We start from the raw sequence: 14,969 nt of genomic DNA on the forward strand, positions 1-14,969 counted from the left end.
CTTTTAAAGGATTACACCTTTGAATTTCGTGAGTTATTTAAAATTCACTGATCACATATCTATACGATGGAAAAGTTTTTATTTAAGATAAAATCACTTAAGAGCTTCCAAGTTTTTACAATTTTTATCCGATACCTGCTTGGGACAGCCTTCGTTTGGGCAAGTATTTTAAAAATTAAAGGGATACGATTTGAACCTCAATCAGGTGAGAGTTCGCCTATTAATTCGTTGTCACATCTTTTAGAAGCAATGTATCGTTCTGGTTTTTACTGGTATTTTATCGGATGGGGGCAATTTATCGCAGGATTTTTTATAATGTCTCAAATCTTTAGCACATTAGGTGCCGTTATATATTTCCCTATGATATTGAGCATTTTTATTCTTACTACTGCTTTCGAATCACCGATTTTTTTGGTTATGACTTCATTAATGCTTCTTGCAAATATTTACTTATTGTTATGGGATTGGAATAGACTAAAATTCATCATATTAAACAGACCTGATGAATATATTGACCAATCAACTCGGTTTTCAAGACAAAAACATTGGGCTTATATAGGTATATCTTTGTGTTTGGCAATTTCAATTTTTCGATTTCTGACTATAAAATAAATACTAGACAACATTGCGAGCTAAATATCAGACCAGATACAATAGTTGCAATTTTATGATTCTCACCCAATCTTCCCAATACTTACCCTCTGCTCCTGCTTTTCAGCACTGCGACGGTAAGCCTGCTGATACAAATCAACCTCTCTTTTTCATCATAAATCTTCATCTCCCATACCTGTGAGCTGGCGCCAATATGAACGGGTTTGGCAATACCTGTTACTACCCCTTCTCTTACACCACGCAGGTGATTGGCATTGATTTCCTGTCCAACACAAATAATATTTTCAGGATCAACAGTGAGTGCTGCACCCACACTACCAAGGGTTTCAGCGAGCGCAACAGAAGCACCTCCATGTAAAAGGCCATAAGGTTGTTTGGTACGATGATCAACGGGCATGGTGGCTTTCAGGTAATCATCACCCAATTCAGTAAAAACCATACCCAAGTGTTCACCCATGGTATTTTTACCCAATGGCTGTATATCAGCTATCGTTAATGCTTTATGAAACCAGATAGACATGATGCTGTGGTTATTTTTTGATGGAACGAATCACCGCTTCGGGTAAAAAAGGAGAAGCGTCTCCCCCATTTTTTAAGATATCGCGCACAATGGTGGAGGCTACAGATGTGTATTTGGGTTCGCCGGTAAGAAAAATCGTTTCAATATTTTTATCCAGTGTACGATTGGCATCTGCAATGGTTTTCTCATATTCAAAATCGCTCACGTAACGTATGCCTCTGAGAATGAACTGCGCACCGATTTCTTTACAATAATTAATCGTGAGTCCTTCGTACACTACACTTTTCACTTTGGGCTCATACCGGTAAATTTCCTTGAACCATTCCATCCGTTGCTCGGGACTGAACATGGGCGATTTGGCAGAATTGATACCAATACCCACATAAATCTGGTCGAACAAAGGCAGGGCGCGGTTAATAATATCTATATGCCCCAATGTAACCGGATCGAATGTACCAGGGAATAAGCAAATGCGCATGGTGATGGTTTATGACTACGAAGAAAAGGAAGAAAACAGAGAAATAAGAAATAAAGAGTAAAAAATAAAAAACATGAAATAAGAAATAAGGAATGAGAAAGTACAATATACACTTTCTCATTCCTTATTTCTTATTCCGTATTTCTCTGTTTTCTCATGCTCCTGCCAGCAAATACAAGACCGCCATCCTCACGGCTACCCCATTTTCTACCTGGTTGAGAACAATAGAGAATGGTCCGTCGGCTACATCGCTGTCCAGTTCAACACCCCTGTTGATGGGTCCGGGGTGCATGATCACGATTTCTTTACCCAGGCTCTCCAGTAAACGTCTGTTGATACCGTAGGCAAGATTGTATTCGCGAAGTGAAGAAAATAAAGGCTGGTTCTGTCTTTCCAACTGAATCCTCAGTACGTTGGCTACATCGCACCATTGAAGTGCTTTTTTGAGGTTATACTCTACACGAACATCCAGTGCTTCTTCAATATATTTTGGAATTAAGGTGGGTGGTCCGGCAATCGTAATCTCAGCGCCCATTTTACGAAGCAGGTACATATTACTCAGTGCCACACGGCTGTGCATGATATCGCCGATGATGGCCACTTTAAGTCCTTCCAGCTTACCCAGTTTTTCTTTCATGGAAAAAGCATCAAGTAATGCCTGGGTAGGGTGTTCGTTGATACCATCGCCGGCATTTACAATGGCTGCCGGTATATGTTTGGCAAGAAAATGTGGCGCTCCCGATGCACTGTGTCGCATCACCACCATATCCACTTTCATGCTCAGGATATTATTCACTGTATCGAGTAATGTTTCACCCTTTGCCGCAGAAGATGTAGTGGCTGCAAAATTCAACACATCGGCCGACAACCTGCGTTCTGCCAGTTCAAATGACATTCTGGTACGGGTAGAATTCTCATAAAACAGGTTTACAATGGTCACATCACGTAACGATGGCACTTTTTTAACCGGTCTTTGTAAAACTTCTTTGAATTGTTCGGCCGTGGTAAGAATTAACTGGATATCGTCTCGGGTGAGATCTTTTATACCAAGGAGATGTTTGGTAGAGAGTTTCATTAAAAAGCAAAGATAAAGCAAAAATAAATACGGAGGGAGATGTCTGATGGCAGATGTAGGATCTCTGATATAGGATGTCGGATTTGAATGAATTGGAGCATTCCAAATCAGAGATCCGACATCTGACATCCTCAAATTAGTACCACTTCATCCACCTCATCCCTTTCCTTCCAGCAAACTTTTACTTTCTGGGAGATGATGGTATCGATGGTTTTACCGGTAAAATCGGGTTGTATGGGTAGTTCGCGGCTGAAACGGCGGTCGATGAGTACACAGAGTGATACTTTAGACGGACGGCCAAAAGCCAGCAAGGCATCCAATGCGGCACGAATAGTTCTGCCAGTGTATAAGACATCATCAATCAGGATCACCTGTTTGTTCTCGAGACTGAAGGGAATATCGGTACTATTGGCAATATGCAGGCTTTTACGCACATCATCACGATAAAAAGTGATATCGAGCTTGCCATATTCAATTTTACCAGCAGTAACCAGTGATTGTAATTCATTAACGATGCGATCGCTCAGAAAGATACCACGTGGCTGTAAGCCAATTACGACCGTATCCTGTAAGGATGCATTGTTTTCCAATATCTGATGGGCCAGTCTTTTTACCGTTAATGCCAGTTGCTGACCAGATAATATCGTCTTCAAGCCAATTTTTTAATAAAAATAATCGCTTTCACTGATACCACACATGAATTATTCCGAAACAGGTGTGTTAATTTGCCGTTTATGTTCCGTCTTCATCAATTATCCATGGTTCAGTTTCGCAATTACGAAGATCAGCGTTTTGACTTTGGCGAAAGAATTGTGGGTATATGTGGTTCCAATGGGATGGGTAAAACCAATTTACTCGATGCCATTTATTACCTCAGTTTCTCTAAAAGCTATTTTGCCCGTACCGACGCACAAAGTGTTCATCACGGCAGTTCAGGCATGCGTTTACATGGACAATACCAGGTGGAAGCACTGGATACCAATGTAACACTCATTGTTAGAGAGACGGGCAAAAAAGAACTACAACTCGACGGTGAGCCTTACAAAAAATTTTCAGACCATATTGGCAGGTTACCGGTGGTAATGATTGCACCAGATGATGTGTCGCTGATCAGTGGTCCGGGAGAAGAGAGAAGAAAATTCCTGGATACGGTGTTATCGCAGATAGACCCGCATTATTTACAGCAACTGATCGATTACAATAAAATTCTCCAGCAAAGAAACAGCCTGCTGAAACAGGCGGCTGACAACGGAAAAATGGATGAAATGCTGCTCAATATTCTGAACGAACAATTATGCACCACGGGTACAACCATTTTTAATACCCGTAAAAAGTTTCTGCAGAATTTTCTGCCCCTGGCTTTCAGCATTTATGAACGCATTGCCCGGAATAACGATGGTATCTATTTATCATATCAGAGTCCTTTGTTACAAATAGATTTCGCTACCCTCCTGCAACAAAACCGGTTAAAAGATGTTGCCCTGCAAAGAACCAGTTCAGGTATTCACCGCGATGATATTGTATTGCAGATGGGTGAACAGTTGTTTAAAACAGAAGCTTCACAGGGACAAAGAAAAAGTTTGCTTTTTGCCCTCAAACTGGCTGAATGGCAGATATTAAAAGAACAGAAAGGGTTTACGCCCATTCTTTTACTGGATGATGTTTTCGAAAAACTCGATGATGCAAGAATGTCGCAATTACTGCATTGGGTTTGTGCTGAAAGTGATGGACAGGTATTTATTACCGACACACATCCTGAGCGATTGAAGCAGCAGTTAGATGCTATTGGAACGGGGTATCAGATGATTAGTTTGGGGGATAGTCGTCTATCGACTATAATACCGCACATAAGCTAACAAATCTGCAAATTCATCTTCCGAAAACAATTGACTGAACTTATGACTATACCTACTATTCCATGCGCTATGAATGGATCTTGCATATTGATCTCCCTGATCTCTTAATAATTTTGAATTCCCGACAAACTGAATAAAATACTTATCTGCCGGTTGTGGCAATCGGTCGAAAACACCCTGAAGAGAATTTTCTACAATTGTCTGACTTGATATTTTGTGACAATGGACACAATAGGTACAGAAAATATATCTGCCTTTCATAACGATTGAATCAGATGCACTAAGTGTAACTTCTTTCTCCGGTTCAGCTACTGATGTGGCTACCAGTAAGGAATAAAAGAAGAAAAGTATGATCACAGATATGATATGTTTTTTATGGTTGATCCTAACCATATTCATTTTATAGTTAATACCTGATATAATGATAGGTAACCTCCACCTCATTACCAAAGCGGTATTTTTGACTTTTGATTTTTTACTTTTGACTTTTCACTTTTCAGTACCTTCACCGCATGTCTGAATTTCACATTGGAGACGCTATCAGGGGCTTTTTGCACAAGAGCCATTTAAAAAACGGTATTCGCGCCGTTCAGATTGAAGAGATATGGGAACAACTCATGGGTAAAACCATTGCCCGCTATACAGACAAGATTCAGATCATCAACCAGAAATTATTTATTACCACCAGCGTGGGTCCACTCAAGAATGAACTGCTCTACCAGAAAACCCAGATCATTGAAAGGGTGAATGAAGCGTTTGGAGAGAAAGTGATTAGTGAAGTGGTGATACAGTGAATGGTCAATGGTCAATGGTCAATGGTCAATGGTCAATGGTCAATGGTCAATGGTCAATGGTCAATGGTCAATGGTCAATAAGGGAAACTTTGCTGCGGTTGAGGTTATTGCTTGCGTACAAAGCTTTTTTTCATTCACGATTCACCATTGACCATTCACCCAATCACTTCCTTATTCTCGGATCCACTACTCCATATAGTAAATCGGCGAGGATATTGACGAAGATGAAGAATGTGGCGGTTATCAATACACTGCCCATGACAACAGGGAAGTCGAGTTTTTCGAGGGCATCTACTGTTATTTTTCCAATTCCTTTCCAGCCGAAAATATATTCAACAAAAAAAGCACCGGCCAATAATTCCGCGAACCAGCCTGTTACAGCAGTAATCACCGGGTTTAATGCATTGCGCAAAGCATGTTTCACCACAATAGCCCTCTGGCTCAACCCTTTGGCCCTGGCTGTGCGTATATAATCCTGGTTTAACACATCCAGCATCGCACTTCTGGTTAGCTGGGTAATAATGGCGAGTGGACGTATACCCAGCGTAATGGCAGGCAGCACAAGATTTTTCAGTTGCAATGACCTCCCTTTGAACGGATCAACATCATACAAACTACCCGTCATTTCCAAACCTGTATATTGACTGAGCACAAAACCAAACAGGTATGCCAGCACAATGCCCATAAAAAATGAAGGAGCCGATATACCCAATACACTCGCAAATACAGAACCGGTGTCCATCCAGGTATCTTTTTTTACTGCGGCTATTACGCCAAGCGTGATGCCGATAACAGTGGCAAATAACATGGCCGACAATGCCAATACCAGCGTACCCGGTAATGCTTCAGCCAATACGGTTGACACTTCTTTTTTGGTCTGGTATGATCTTCGCAGGTATGGTACTTTGATGGCGAATTTGGTTTCACCACCGATGAAAATACCTTTCAGTTCTTTTCGTTCTATTTCTTCTTTAGCGTGAATACTGAGTGGCGATACGTCGTTCAGGTAAAACACAAACTGTTTCCATTTAGGTTGATCTAGTGCCAGCTCTTTCCTGATATTCTGAATGGTAGTACTATCGCCTGTTTGCCCCAATACAAGCCTTGCAGGATCACCAAAACCCTGGAACAGAAAAAATACAATCACCACCACTCCTGCGAGCACAAGTAAGCCATACAGGAGTTTTTTGGTGAGGTATTGAAGCATGCAATTGTGTTTATGGAATTAATGCATCTGCTTTAGCCAGCGATACTTTATTCGTCACTTTTGCTCCTTCCATCAGAAAGAAAGTGGGATTTACGCGTGCAGCCGTTTTTATCACCGTAGCATCACAGCGTATGATCGTTGTTCCGGGGAACAGTGTTCCTGCTTTTTCGGTATCAGCAGTTACAATGGCTACTGCCCTATTTTTAGTAGCCCATTTTTCCTTGAGTGCTGCAAATTTAGACGACCATTCTGCAGCATTACTCATGTCTTTTGCAAACACCAGCACATATGGGTTGGTATTGGCAAAGACAGCAGCCGTTGTATCGGTACCGGATAAATTTTGCAGCGTGAAGTCAATGATTTTTGCAGTAAGACCGTTACCTTTTTTTACCAGCTTGTCTTTCCTGTCTACATATTCATAAGTAGAATCAAAGTCGGCCGGGAATGATGTCTGGTCGAAGAAAATATCTTTCCCGTCTTTTTTATACTGAAATACGATGGCAAAACTATCGGGTATGGCACCAGCGGGTGTTTTCATTTGTTCGGTAATATCATTACCTTTTTTATAAGGCAGACAATCTACAATGGGCAGGTATTTAAGCACATACCACTGTAATCCGGCAGTGGCGAATAAACTCAGGATCACATAAATGACCGCGCCTGACTCACTCATCATGGATGGCACTTTCCGGTTGGTGAAAAGCAGTATCAGTATCAATAAGAGTAAGAGCAAATCTTTTCCAAATGACATGGCGGGTGTTAAAGGCAAACAGTCGCCAAAACAGCCACAGGTTTTAATTTTACCGGAGAACAATGCATAACCGGTGAGAAAGGTAAAGAAGATGATCAGCAACAGTAACATCCAGCTTACACTGCGTTTGCGCCAGCCCACAATAACAGCCACACCTGCCACTACTTCCAGCACATTCATCAACAAGGAGAATACCAGTGTGTAGTCATTCAGGAAATGCCAGCCCCACACTTCAAAAAATTCCTGCATTTTATAACTAAGTCCTAGAGGATCATTGGCTTTGATAAGGCCTGAAAAAATAAAAAGCAGGCCCACAAACCAACGGATAAGCATGATGACTGTCTTCATAAATCAATGTTTTCCTTCTTCAATTAAGATCAATGCAAAGACTGCGTAATTAATGATATCTACATAATTGGCATCTATTCCTTCACTGATCAGTGTTCTGCCGTCGTTTTCGAGAATCTGTCGTATGCGCAATAATTTCACCAGAATCAGGTCAGCAAAACTTTCCTGGCTCATTTCACGCCAGGCTTCGCCATAGTCGTGGTTTTTATCGAGCATGGTATTTTTGGCAAATGCTACGTAGCGGTGATACAATTCATCTACTTTTTCAACCGGCATATCTTCCACCTGCGGATTATTCAGTTCAAGCTGTATCAGGCCAATTACCGCATAATTAATGATGCCTTTGAATTCTGAAGGAATATCATCACCCACTTTCTGTGTTTTCAGGTCCTGTATGGTGCGGATACGCAATGCTTTGATGAATATCTGGTCAACAACCGAAATGGTCCTGAGCACGCGCCAGGCCGTTCCATAGTCTTTTGTTTTTTTGATGAATATATCCCTGCAACTACCAATGGCTGCGTCATATTGCTGATTCGTATTACTCATTTTTTCGAAACCGTTATGGGCTTTGACAATATCTTTGATCTGTGGATGCAATATAAACGAAACCCGCAATGTTTACACTGAACTGCAAAGGAAGATTACTCACAATTGACAAGCCCATTGTCATGGGCATCATCAATGCTACGCCTGATTCGTTTTATGAAAACAGCAGGAAAAACACGATTGATGCGGCTTTGGAGCAGGCGGAGAAAATGATTGGCGAGGGTGCCAGTATCCTCGATATTGGCGCGCAAAGCACCAGGCCGGGTAGTGAGATTGTAGGGCCGGAAGAAGAAATCAGTCGGCTCAAAGGCATAACAGAAGACATTGCAAAACGGTTTCCAGATACGATTATTTCGGTAGATACTTATTATAGTCAGGTAGCAATAGCAGCTGCCGGTATGGGTGCATCTATCATCAACGATATCAGCGGGGGGCATTTCGATGTCAATATGCTGGCAACTGTTGCAGGTTTAAAAATGCCTTATGTTTGTATGCATGTGCAGGGCAATGCAAATACCATGCACAAGGTGCCGGTGTATAATGATGTAGTAACCGATGTAATGGATTATTTTATTGAAAGAATGGCTCAATGCCGGAAAGCCGGTATTGCTGATATCATCCTTGATCCCGGTTTTGGTTTCAGTAAAACACCTGAACAGAATTTTCAACTCATCCGTTCCACTTCCAGTTTTGTTGCGTTAGGAAAACCAGTGCTGATTGGTGTTTCACGAAAGTCTACTATTTACAAAACACTCGGCATTACTGCACAGGAAGCTTTAAATGGCACAACCGTTTTACATACCGCTTCACTTTTAGCAGGAGCCCATATACTAAGGGTGCACGATGTGAAAGAAGCCATGGAAGCCATTCGCCTTACCCGTTACCTCATGCCATAAAAAAAGCGTCCCTGATCGGGACGCTTTTCAACATCAGTTTAAGGCAGGTGTAATTATTTTTTACTGACGTGGCATTTGCTGTGGCATCTGCATGTCAGGTGTAGCAGGCTTAGGTGCGGCTTTTACTACATCTACTACTTCAATATCAAAAGCCAGGTTAGAGAATGGAGGAATAACCGGCGCTGACCCCTGTATACCATAGGCGAGCATCGCAGGAATGATCAAACGGCCTTTCCCACCTTTACCAAACAAACGCAGACCTTCATCCCAACCAGGCATTACTCCGCCTGTTCCTACTTCTACATTGATCGGTTGTGCATTGGGATCCATATTGGTTTCAAATACTTTGCCCTCATTGGTTTTACCTATAAAATAACCTTTGTAACGCACTACAGCGCTCCAGCCGGTATCTACTTTCTGACCTGTACCTGCATTCTGTACTTCTACCTGTAAGCCCGATGGCTTTGATTGTACATTCAGGTTCTTTTTCTTGGCGTATTCTTTTACTGCATTGATCTCTTTCTGCTTTTCAATGGCAACCTCTTTCTCATAGTCCGCTTTTACTTCATCCTGTGTTTTAAACACTTTCAGGATTTCAAAACGGCCATTGATCAGGTCCCCTTTTTTGAACATATCGTTGTAGTCCATCATCTGCATACTCTTCAGTGTATCGATCGACAATACAAAATCAACTTTATCACCTGCACCACAAAGTGTAATGATTTCAGTGAATGTATGTTTACCCAAACGAGCCGTATCTACAGGAAAATAAACAGGAATATTATCGTATGATGACTGCAGGACAGTATCTTTTGATTTCAGTTTATACTCAATGTGCATTTTTACAAACTGGCCATGTTGCAGTTTTTCTTTGCTCGTCCCGCTGATCTTGTAAGTCATACCGGAAGGTGCTTTTTCATATTGGTTACAGCTTGCAAGCAATACGATCGCCAGTAACAGCGAGGTGGTTGTTCTCATCATTGTTTTATTGTAGTTGATTGTGATATTGTTTGAGTATGTCTTTGAATTGTTTAACCGTTGTTTCCAGGCTCTCACTGCTTCTTCCTCCTGCTGCATTTTTATGTCCGCCCCCTTCAAAATGTTCACGGGCAAAGGTATTTACATCAAAATCGCCTTTACTCCTGAAACTCCATTTTCTTTCTTCATCCCTGTCAATCACAATGGCGCCCAGTTTTATACCCTGTATAGTGAGCAGGTAATTGACCAGCCCTTCCGTATCTCCTGTTTTGATATCAAATTTCTGGAGATCTGCCTTTGTAATATACATCAGGCTGGTATTGTATTCATATAATACTTCCATCCTGTTGAGCAGGGCATGACCAATAAAACGAAGCCTGTTTTCCAGAAAACTATCATAAATATAGTCGTGTACTTTGGTATGATTGAGTCCAATCTCCTTCAGGTGGGCCACCATCCGGTGTACCGATGCAGTGGTGGCCGGAAAACGGAATGATCCCGTATCGGTCATAAGACCTGTATAGAGGCATTCACCCATTGCTATATTCAATACCTCAGCATGACCCGATGCCATGATAAAATCGTATACCATTTCACAGGTAGAACTTTTGGACGTGTCGCTGACGCCAAAGTTGAACGCTTCTCTCTGTGGCTGCTGGTGATGGTCTATCAATACTTTGATACAATTGGCTTCCGTTAATACCTGTTCCATATGCTTGGTCCGGTGAAGCACATTGAAATCAAGGCAGAAGATTACTTCGGCGGCATTTACCAGATCAGTAGCGGCATGTCTTTGCTGTTCAAAATCAATTACTTTATCCACCCCGGGCATCCAGTTGAGGAATGAGGCCCAGTTGGTAGGCGATATAACGGTTACATCGTGTCCCAGGGCCTTCAGGAAATGGTATAAACCCAATGTAGAACCCATGGCATCACCATCCGGTTTCTGGTGCATGGTAACCACTGCTTTGAAAGGCTTACTAAGGGAAGGGAAAAATAAATCGATCGACTGCATAGCGTGGCGGCAAAATTGCGGTTTCCAGACTGTTTCGGCAAATCAATTTAGCCCCATTTAACAAATTTCCTGCGATTATATCCAAAAAACGACCCGCTTTCTCGTACTTTTGCGGCCGAAATAGATAAAGCAAGAATTTATGAGCAACAGAACATTTACCATGATTAAACCAGATGCTACCGCTAAAGGATATACCGGAGCCATCCTGGATCAGATCATTAAAGCTGGTTTTAGCGTTAAAGCAATGAAATGGACCCGCCTCACACCTGAGCAGGCTGGTTTATTCTATGATATTCACCGTGAACGCCCTTTCTTTGGCGAGCTGGTTGAATTTATGAGCAGTGGTCCGATTGTAGCTGCCATCCTCGAAAAAGAGAATGCCGTAGCCGATTTCCGTAAGCTGATTGGCGCTACCAACCCAGCCCAGGCAGAAGAAGGAACCATCCGTAAACAATTTGCAGCATCAGTAGGTGAAAATGCCGTTCACGGTAGTGATAGTGATGAAAATGCAGCAATTGAAGGAGATTTTTTCTTTTCTAAATTAGAAAGATTCTAATTAATCATCCTTTATAGATAAAAGCCATCCACTTTAAGTAGATGGCTTTTTTGTGCTTAATAACGAACGCCCTGCCTATTACTTCCTTTTTTTACTATTACGCCCTAATGCCTATGCTTAAACTATTAATCGAAACAACACTTCCGGACTATCCGACTTCCTGACGCCGGACTTTTTATTTCTTTTTTTGTGAGAACAACCATTTCAACAACCCCGGTTCTGCAAATGCAGGATCCCAGCTATTGTGGTTGGCATTGGGAAATAATTTGAACTGAACATTGGCTTTTGACTTTTGCAATGCAGCAAACATTTGCTCTGAATAAACCGGCAACACTACATCGTCTTTACCTCCATGAAATATCCACCATTTCGTCTTCACCAATTGTGAAGCTGTGGCTGGATGCGCTCCTCCGCAGATAGGAATGGCAGCCGCAAATAAACCAGGCATTCTTCGCACCAGTTCAAATGTGCCCATGCCTCCCATCGATAAACCCATGATGTATACCTGATCCATCTTAACGGGATAACGTTCGAGTAAATTACCTACCAGCCCCTGCAACATTTTCATGGATTGTGATGGCTCTCCTGCAGGTACAAAATAAAATATACGCTTTCCTGTTTTACTGCCTGTTGTTACCGCCTGAACATTACTCCAGTAACTGTTAGAGGCGCATTGCGGGAAGACCACAATGGCGGGGTAATTTTTACGGATACTATCTTGCAAAAACATTTTGGCTCCATGTGTCAGTTGTTTCTCATTGTCATTCCCACTCTCTCCTCTTCCATGGAGAAACAATACCAGCGGATATTTTTTGGCAGGATCATAGTTCTCCGGCAATAATACCCTGAAAGGCATGGTATCGCCACTCTGTATGATCCATTGTTTTTCAAACAGACTTAGATCCTGTGCTTTTGCAAAAACACTACTCACTATCAGCAAAACATATAAACTGATCTTTCGCATCAATCATTTTTATTTAAGGTAAGGACTTTCAAAACCCAGTTTCTTCAACCCTGTTTGTATTTCCGGACAACTCATAAAGAGTTTCCATAACAAACCACTGCGATAGTTTTCCATCATCACTACAATGGGGCCCTGGTCAATGGCGAGATAACGTGGCAGGTACCAGTTTTCGGTTTCACTGAATGCATCATAAAAACCAAACGGTCCCCAGAGCTTGTCTTTTTTATTGAGGTACCAGTTTTTCATGGCAGCCATCGATTCTTTGGGTGTATAGGGGAATGATGATAATGCGGCCGTAGGCGAAATCACACCGATATCTCTTTTCATACCCGGTGCATGACCTGCATACCCTTTTACAGAATAACTGGATGTAAGCCCCCAGCTGTCAGGTCCATATCCTGTGAATTTTTTAGGATTATCAACACACCAGCGATAATGTATTAAAGCATGATTGGTATTTTCTTTTCCATAATCGGCATATTTATCCTTCAATCCACGTGGATCAAGACCCAGATAAGAATAATGCGCCCAGAACAATGGGCCAGACTCTGTAGCATCGCCCTGGTGATGCATCTGTAATTTAATATCGCCATAACCGGATGGGTTCTGGTTAATGGCTCCATTCTGAGCCCATCCTTCATGGTACACTTCTGCAGGTACACCATGAGTGGGCGATGAAGCGGCAAGTATGTACATGATCTGACATTCATTATAACCCCTAACTGCAAAATTCATACGCCATGCATGGTTTGGACTCCAATGCCAGTACAATACATTTTTGCCATTCCGGTACCAGTTGAAATCTACTTCTTGCCAGAGTTTGTCTATTCTTGCTGCAAGGGCTTTCTCTTCTGTTGTACCCTTCTGAAAATATTGACGTACACATAAAAGCCCCTGTATCATGAAAGAACTTTCTACCAGATCACCACCATCATCATAACGACTAAAGGGTTGCACTTTTCCAGTTTCCCCATTCCACCAATGTGGCCAGGCACCATGAAAGCGGTCTGCTTTTTCTAAAAAGCCTACAATTTTTTCCAGTCTTTGCAGTCCTTCTCCCCTGGTTATAAATTTTCTTTCAATACCTACGAGAATAGCCATGACACCAAAACCACCACCACCGCTTGTGACAACATGTTTATCATTTTGCGGATACACGTTATCGTTATGGAAACGTTCGCGTGCCAAACCGCTGGTGGGTTCTGCACCATCCCAGAAATACTGGAAAGTGGCGCGCTCCACTTCTGTAAATATTTTTTCTTCTTCTGCTGAGGCAAATGTTACGGTATTGTTTTCGGCAGAAACTTTTTGTTGGGCCGCAGGTTTACAGGAAACAAGAAAGAAGAAACAACAAGTCACAAGTGACAAGGATACAAGATTGCGATTGTTTAAACGCATATATTGGATTTTTGAGAGGCCATAAAATATGGGCAGATTGTAACACGGGTGTTACAATCTGCCCAATTGTCGATATCAACTTACTTGTTTGCCTTACCTAAATTGAACAGCGATTTGATCTGCGCATCGGGTAATGCACGGTTATAAATTCTGATCTCATCAACCTGTCCGGTCATAGGTGCAAATGAAACATCTGTATTCACCGTTTTTCCGGGGATGCCGTTATAGTTAGACCCAATGATTACTTCACTGGGTTCATAAGCATTAAAAAGATTATTACCTACACCCCTGTTAGGGAAACCTCCTACTTTAACGCCGTCCATCCAGATATCGAACACACCGGTTGTTGTTTCATAAGTCAACAGGATATGTGTCCACTTATCCATTCCAATGGCAGGCGATAGATTATTATTGATGTTATCCTGTGTACCGCCACCCACTGTCATGAAAGTAGGTTGCACACGTAAAGTATTGGTGGTCGTGGCTGGAAATGAATTGGTGTTCAGGGCGAAATTGATATTACCATTGAATATACCCGGACGAGCCAATTGAAACAACATGGTTCTTTTAGATCCGTTGTTCAGAATTTTTACCCAGGTACTGATGGTAAAACTTTTCAACGCTGCGGTTTTAAAAGCCTGGAACTGTGTAGCAAAATACAGGTAACCTGCTGTAAGGTTCAATGCTTTTCCACGAACACCACCTGTTACATAGGTATCATTGGCAGAGGTGGTTGGTGCTGTTCCGCTCTTCAGTTCATTCTTGGTGTCATCAAAACTCCAGTATGCGATAAGGTTATCGGGATATACTTCATCGGAGCTTTTATAACCATCAACAGTACCCTCATATGTTGCCGTACTTACAGACGGGAGCTTATTGGGGTTACCATCTTTTTTGCAGGAGATGACTGCAATTGTTATCGAAACAATGACCAGTGTCCTGCTTATTTTATATGATGTTGACAATAACATG

At 41.9% G+C, this 14,969-nt stretch carries 18 protein-coding genes; 5 read left to right on the plus strand and 13 right to left on the minus strand.

Features of this window, described 5'->3' with window-relative positions; all coding sequences use genetic code 11:
- Positions 1-66: 66 nt before the first annotated feature.
- Positions 67-612 (plus strand): hypothetical protein, encoded by a 546-nt coding sequence (locus tag ACH3Z1_RS13330; RefSeq protein ID WP_490822491.1) that lies wholly within the window; start codon positions 67-69, stop codon positions 610-612.
- Between the two features lie 82 nt (positions 613-694).
- Here the strand turns inward: ACH3Z1_RS13330 and ACH3Z1_RS13335 are convergent, their stop codons facing one another.
- From ACH3Z1_RS13335 to pyrR, 4 genes are all read right to left on the minus strand, one after another.
- A complete protein-coding gene (locus ACH3Z1_RS13335; protein ID WP_490822492.1) occupies positions 695-1,132 on the minus strand; it encodes a hotdog fold thioesterase in 438 nt (145 codons plus the stop codon).
- A 10-nt stretch (positions 1,133-1,142) separates the two neighbouring features.
- Positions 1,143-1,610: a pantetheine-phosphate adenylyltransferase gene (gene coaD, locus ACH3Z1_RS13340; RefSeq protein ID WP_490822493.1), complete on the minus strand. Its 468-nt coding sequence runs from the start codon at positions 1,608-1,610 to the stop codon at positions 1,143-1,145.
- Between the two features lie 154 nt (positions 1,611-1,764).
- Positions 1,765-2,685, minus strand: a complete 921-nt coding sequence (locus ACH3Z1_RS13345) for an aspartate carbamoyltransferase catalytic subunit (protein WP_490822494.1) — start codon at positions 2,683-2,685, stop codon at positions 1,765-1,767.
- A gap of 131 nt (positions 2,686-2,816) precedes the next feature.
- Entirely contained in the window at positions 2,817-3,338 is a 522-nt protein-coding gene (gene pyrR, locus ACH3Z1_RS13350) for a bifunctional pyr operon transcriptional regulator/uracil phosphoribosyltransferase PyrR (RefSeq protein ID WP_490822495.1), read from the minus strand.
- Positions 3,339-3,419: 81 nt separating this feature from the next.
- Here pyrR and recF point away from each other — a divergent pair, with 81 nt between their 5' ends.
- Entirely contained in the window at positions 3,420-4,541 is a 1,122-nt protein-coding gene (gene recF / locus ACH3Z1_RS13355) for a DNA replication/repair protein RecF (protein WP_490822496.1), read from the plus strand.
- On the opposite strand, the gene ACH3Z1_RS13360 is transcribed toward recF, so the two are convergent.
- Positions 4,512-4,985 (minus strand): c-type cytochrome, encoded by a 474-nt coding sequence (locus ACH3Z1_RS13360; protein ID WP_490822497.1) that lies wholly within the window; start codon positions 4,983-4,985, stop codon positions 4,512-4,514. The two genes, recF and ACH3Z1_RS13360, sit on opposite strands and share 30 nt — an antisense overlap.
- A 68-nt stretch (positions 4,986-5,053) precedes the next feature.
- Between ACH3Z1_RS13360 and ACH3Z1_RS13365 the strand changes: the two genes are divergently transcribed.
- Complete coding sequence (locus ACH3Z1_RS13365) at positions 5,054-5,335, plus strand: DciA family protein (RefSeq protein WP_295204327.1); 282 nt, start codon at positions 5,054-5,056, stop codon at positions 5,333-5,335.
- Between the two features lie 163 nt (positions 5,336-5,498).
- Here ACH3Z1_RS13365 and ACH3Z1_RS13370 read toward each other — a convergent pair whose 3' ends face one another.
- The 3 genes from ACH3Z1_RS13370 to ACH3Z1_RS13380 are packed head-to-tail and all read right to left on the minus strand — an operon-like array spanning position 5,499 to position 8,190.
- The gene (locus ACH3Z1_RS13370; RefSeq protein ID WP_490822498.1) at positions 5,499-6,542 is read right to left on the minus strand and encodes an ABC transporter permease; all 1,044 of its coding nucleotides are present in this window, start codon (positions 6,540-6,542) and stop codon (positions 5,499-5,501) included.
- Positions 6,543-6,552: 10 nt separating this feature from the next.
- The gene (locus ACH3Z1_RS13375; protein ID WP_490822499.1) at positions 6,553-7,641 is read right to left on the minus strand and encodes a BT_3928 family protein; all 1,089 of its coding nucleotides are present in this window, start codon (positions 7,639-7,641) and stop codon (positions 6,553-6,555) included.
- Between the two features lie 3 nt (positions 7,642-7,644).
- A complete protein-coding gene (locus ACH3Z1_RS13380; RefSeq protein ID WP_490822500.1) occupies positions 7,645-8,190 on the minus strand; it encodes a DUF1599 domain-containing protein in 546 nt (181 codons plus the stop codon).
- 68 nt (positions 8,191-8,258) lie between these two features.
- On the opposite strand from ACH3Z1_RS13380, the gene folP reads away from it, so the two are divergent.
- Entirely contained in the window at positions 8,259-9,086 is an 828-nt protein-coding gene (gene folP, locus ACH3Z1_RS13385; protein WP_490822501.1) for a dihydropteroate synthase, read from the plus strand.
- A 60-nt stretch (positions 9,087-9,146) separates the two neighbouring features.
- On the opposite strand, the gene ACH3Z1_RS13390 is transcribed toward folP, so the two are convergent.
- Positions 9,147-10,064 carry an FKBP-type peptidyl-prolyl cis-trans isomerase gene (locus tag ACH3Z1_RS13390; RefSeq protein ID WP_490822502.1) on the minus strand — a complete coding sequence of 306 codons (918 nt, stop codon included), beginning with the start codon at positions 10,062-10,064 and terminating at the stop codon, positions 9,147-9,149.
- 7 nt (positions 10,065-10,071) lie between these two features.
- Positions 10,072-11,079, minus strand: a complete 1,008-nt coding sequence (locus tag ACH3Z1_RS13395) for a DHH family phosphoesterase (protein WP_490822503.1) — start codon at positions 11,077-11,079, stop codon at positions 10,072-10,074.
- Between the two features lie 139 nt (positions 11,080-11,218).
- Here ACH3Z1_RS13395 and ACH3Z1_RS13400 point away from each other — a divergent pair, with 139 nt between their 5' ends.
- Positions 11,219-11,635, plus strand: coding sequence for a nucleoside-diphosphate kinase (locus ACH3Z1_RS13400; protein WP_295204350.1), 417 nt, complete (start codon positions 11,219-11,221; stop codon positions 11,633-11,635).
- 175 nt (positions 11,636-11,810) lie between these two features.
- Here the strand turns inward: ACH3Z1_RS13400 and ACH3Z1_RS13405 are convergent, their stop codons facing one another.
- From ACH3Z1_RS13405 to ACH3Z1_RS13415, 3 genes are all read right to left on the minus strand, one after another.
- Positions 11,811-12,599, minus strand: a complete 789-nt coding sequence (locus ACH3Z1_RS13405; RefSeq protein ID WP_490822504.1) for a carboxylesterase family protein — start codon at positions 12,597-12,599, stop codon at positions 11,811-11,813.
- 9 nt (positions 12,600-12,608) lie between these two features.
- On the minus strand, positions 12,609-13,997 hold the full coding sequence (locus tag ACH3Z1_RS13410; RefSeq protein WP_490822505.1) for a glucoamylase family protein: 1,389 nt from the start codon (positions 13,995-13,997) through the stop codon (positions 12,609-12,611).
- An 80-nt stretch (positions 13,998-14,077) separates the two neighbouring features.
- Positions 14,078-14,968 carry a LamG domain-containing protein gene (locus ACH3Z1_RS13415; RefSeq protein ID WP_490822506.1) on the minus strand — a complete coding sequence of 297 codons (891 nt, stop codon included), beginning with the start codon at positions 14,966-14,968 and terminating at the stop codon, positions 14,078-14,080.
- Between the last annotated feature and the right edge of the window lies 1 nt (position 14,969).

Source organism: Sediminibacterium sp. FW305-C-49 (genome assembly GCF_058231085.1).

What these genes read in the sequence shown, in the direction of transcription:
- ACH3Z1_RS13335 (WP_490822492.1), bottom strand. Translation starts at nt 1,132, where the DNA reads ATGTCTATCTGGTTTCATAAAGCATTAACGATAGCTGATATACAGCCA.
- ACH3Z1_RS13415 (WP_490822506.1), bottom strand. Translation starts at nt 14,968, where the DNA reads ATGTTATTGTCAACATCATATAAAATAAGCAGGACACTGGTCATTGTT.
- ACH3Z1_RS13345 (WP_490822494.1), bottom strand. Translation starts at nt 2,685, where the DNA reads ATGAAACTCTCTACCAAACATCTCCTTGGTATAAAAGATCTCACCCGA.
- ACH3Z1_RS13395 (WP_490822503.1), bottom strand. Translation starts at nt 11,079, where the DNA reads ATGCAGTCGATCGATTTATTTTTCCCTTCCCTTAGTAAGCCTTTCAAA.
- ACH3Z1_RS13390 (WP_490822502.1), bottom strand. Translation starts at nt 10,064, where the DNA reads ATGAGAACAACCACCTCGCTGTTACTGGCGATCGTATTGCTTGCAAGC.
- ACH3Z1_RS13360 (WP_490822497.1), bottom strand. Translation starts at nt 4,985, where the DNA reads ATGAGGTGGAGGTTACCTATCATTATATCAGGTATTAACTATAAAATG.
- recF (WP_490822496.1), top strand. Translation starts at nt 3,420, where the DNA reads ATGTTCCGTCTTCATCAATTATCCATGGTTCAGTTTCGCAATTACGAA.
- ACH3Z1_RS13330 (WP_490822491.1), top strand. Translation starts at nt 67, where the DNA reads ATGGAAAAGTTTTTATTTAAGATAAAATCACTTAAGAGCTTCCAAGTT.
- ACH3Z1_RS13365 (WP_295204327.1), top strand. Translation starts at nt 5,054, where the DNA reads ATGTCTGAATTTCACATTGGAGACGCTATCAGGGGCTTTTTGCACAAG.
- folP (WP_490822501.1), top strand. Translation starts at nt 8,259, where the DNA reads ATGTTTACACTGAACTGCAAAGGAAGATTACTCACAATTGACAAGCCC.
- ACH3Z1_RS13410 (WP_490822505.1), bottom strand. Translation starts at nt 13,997, where the DNA reads ATGCGTTTAAACAATCGCAATCTTGTATCCTTGTCACTTGTGACTTGT.
- ACH3Z1_RS13405 (WP_490822504.1), bottom strand. Translation starts at nt 12,599, where the DNA reads ATGCGAAAGATCAGTTTATATGTTTTGCTGATAGTGAGTAGTGTTTTT.
- ACH3Z1_RS13380 (WP_490822500.1), bottom strand. Translation starts at nt 8,190, where the DNA reads ATGAGTAATACGAATCAGCAATATGACGCAGCCATTGGTAGTTGCAGG.
- ACH3Z1_RS13370 (WP_490822498.1), bottom strand. Translation starts at nt 6,542, where the DNA reads ATGCTTCAATACCTCACCAAAAAACTCCTGTATGGCTTACTTGTGCTC.
- coaD (WP_490822493.1), bottom strand. Translation starts at nt 1,610, where the DNA reads ATGCGCATTTGCTTATTCCCTGGTACATTCGATCCGGTTACATTGGGG.
- ACH3Z1_RS13375 (WP_490822499.1), bottom strand. Translation starts at nt 7,641, where the DNA reads ATGAAGACAGTCATCATGCTTATCCGTTGGTTTGTGGGCCTGCTTTTT.
- ACH3Z1_RS13400 (WP_295204350.1), top strand. Translation starts at nt 11,219, where the DNA reads ATGAGCAACAGAACATTTACCATGATTAAACCAGATGCTACCGCTAAA.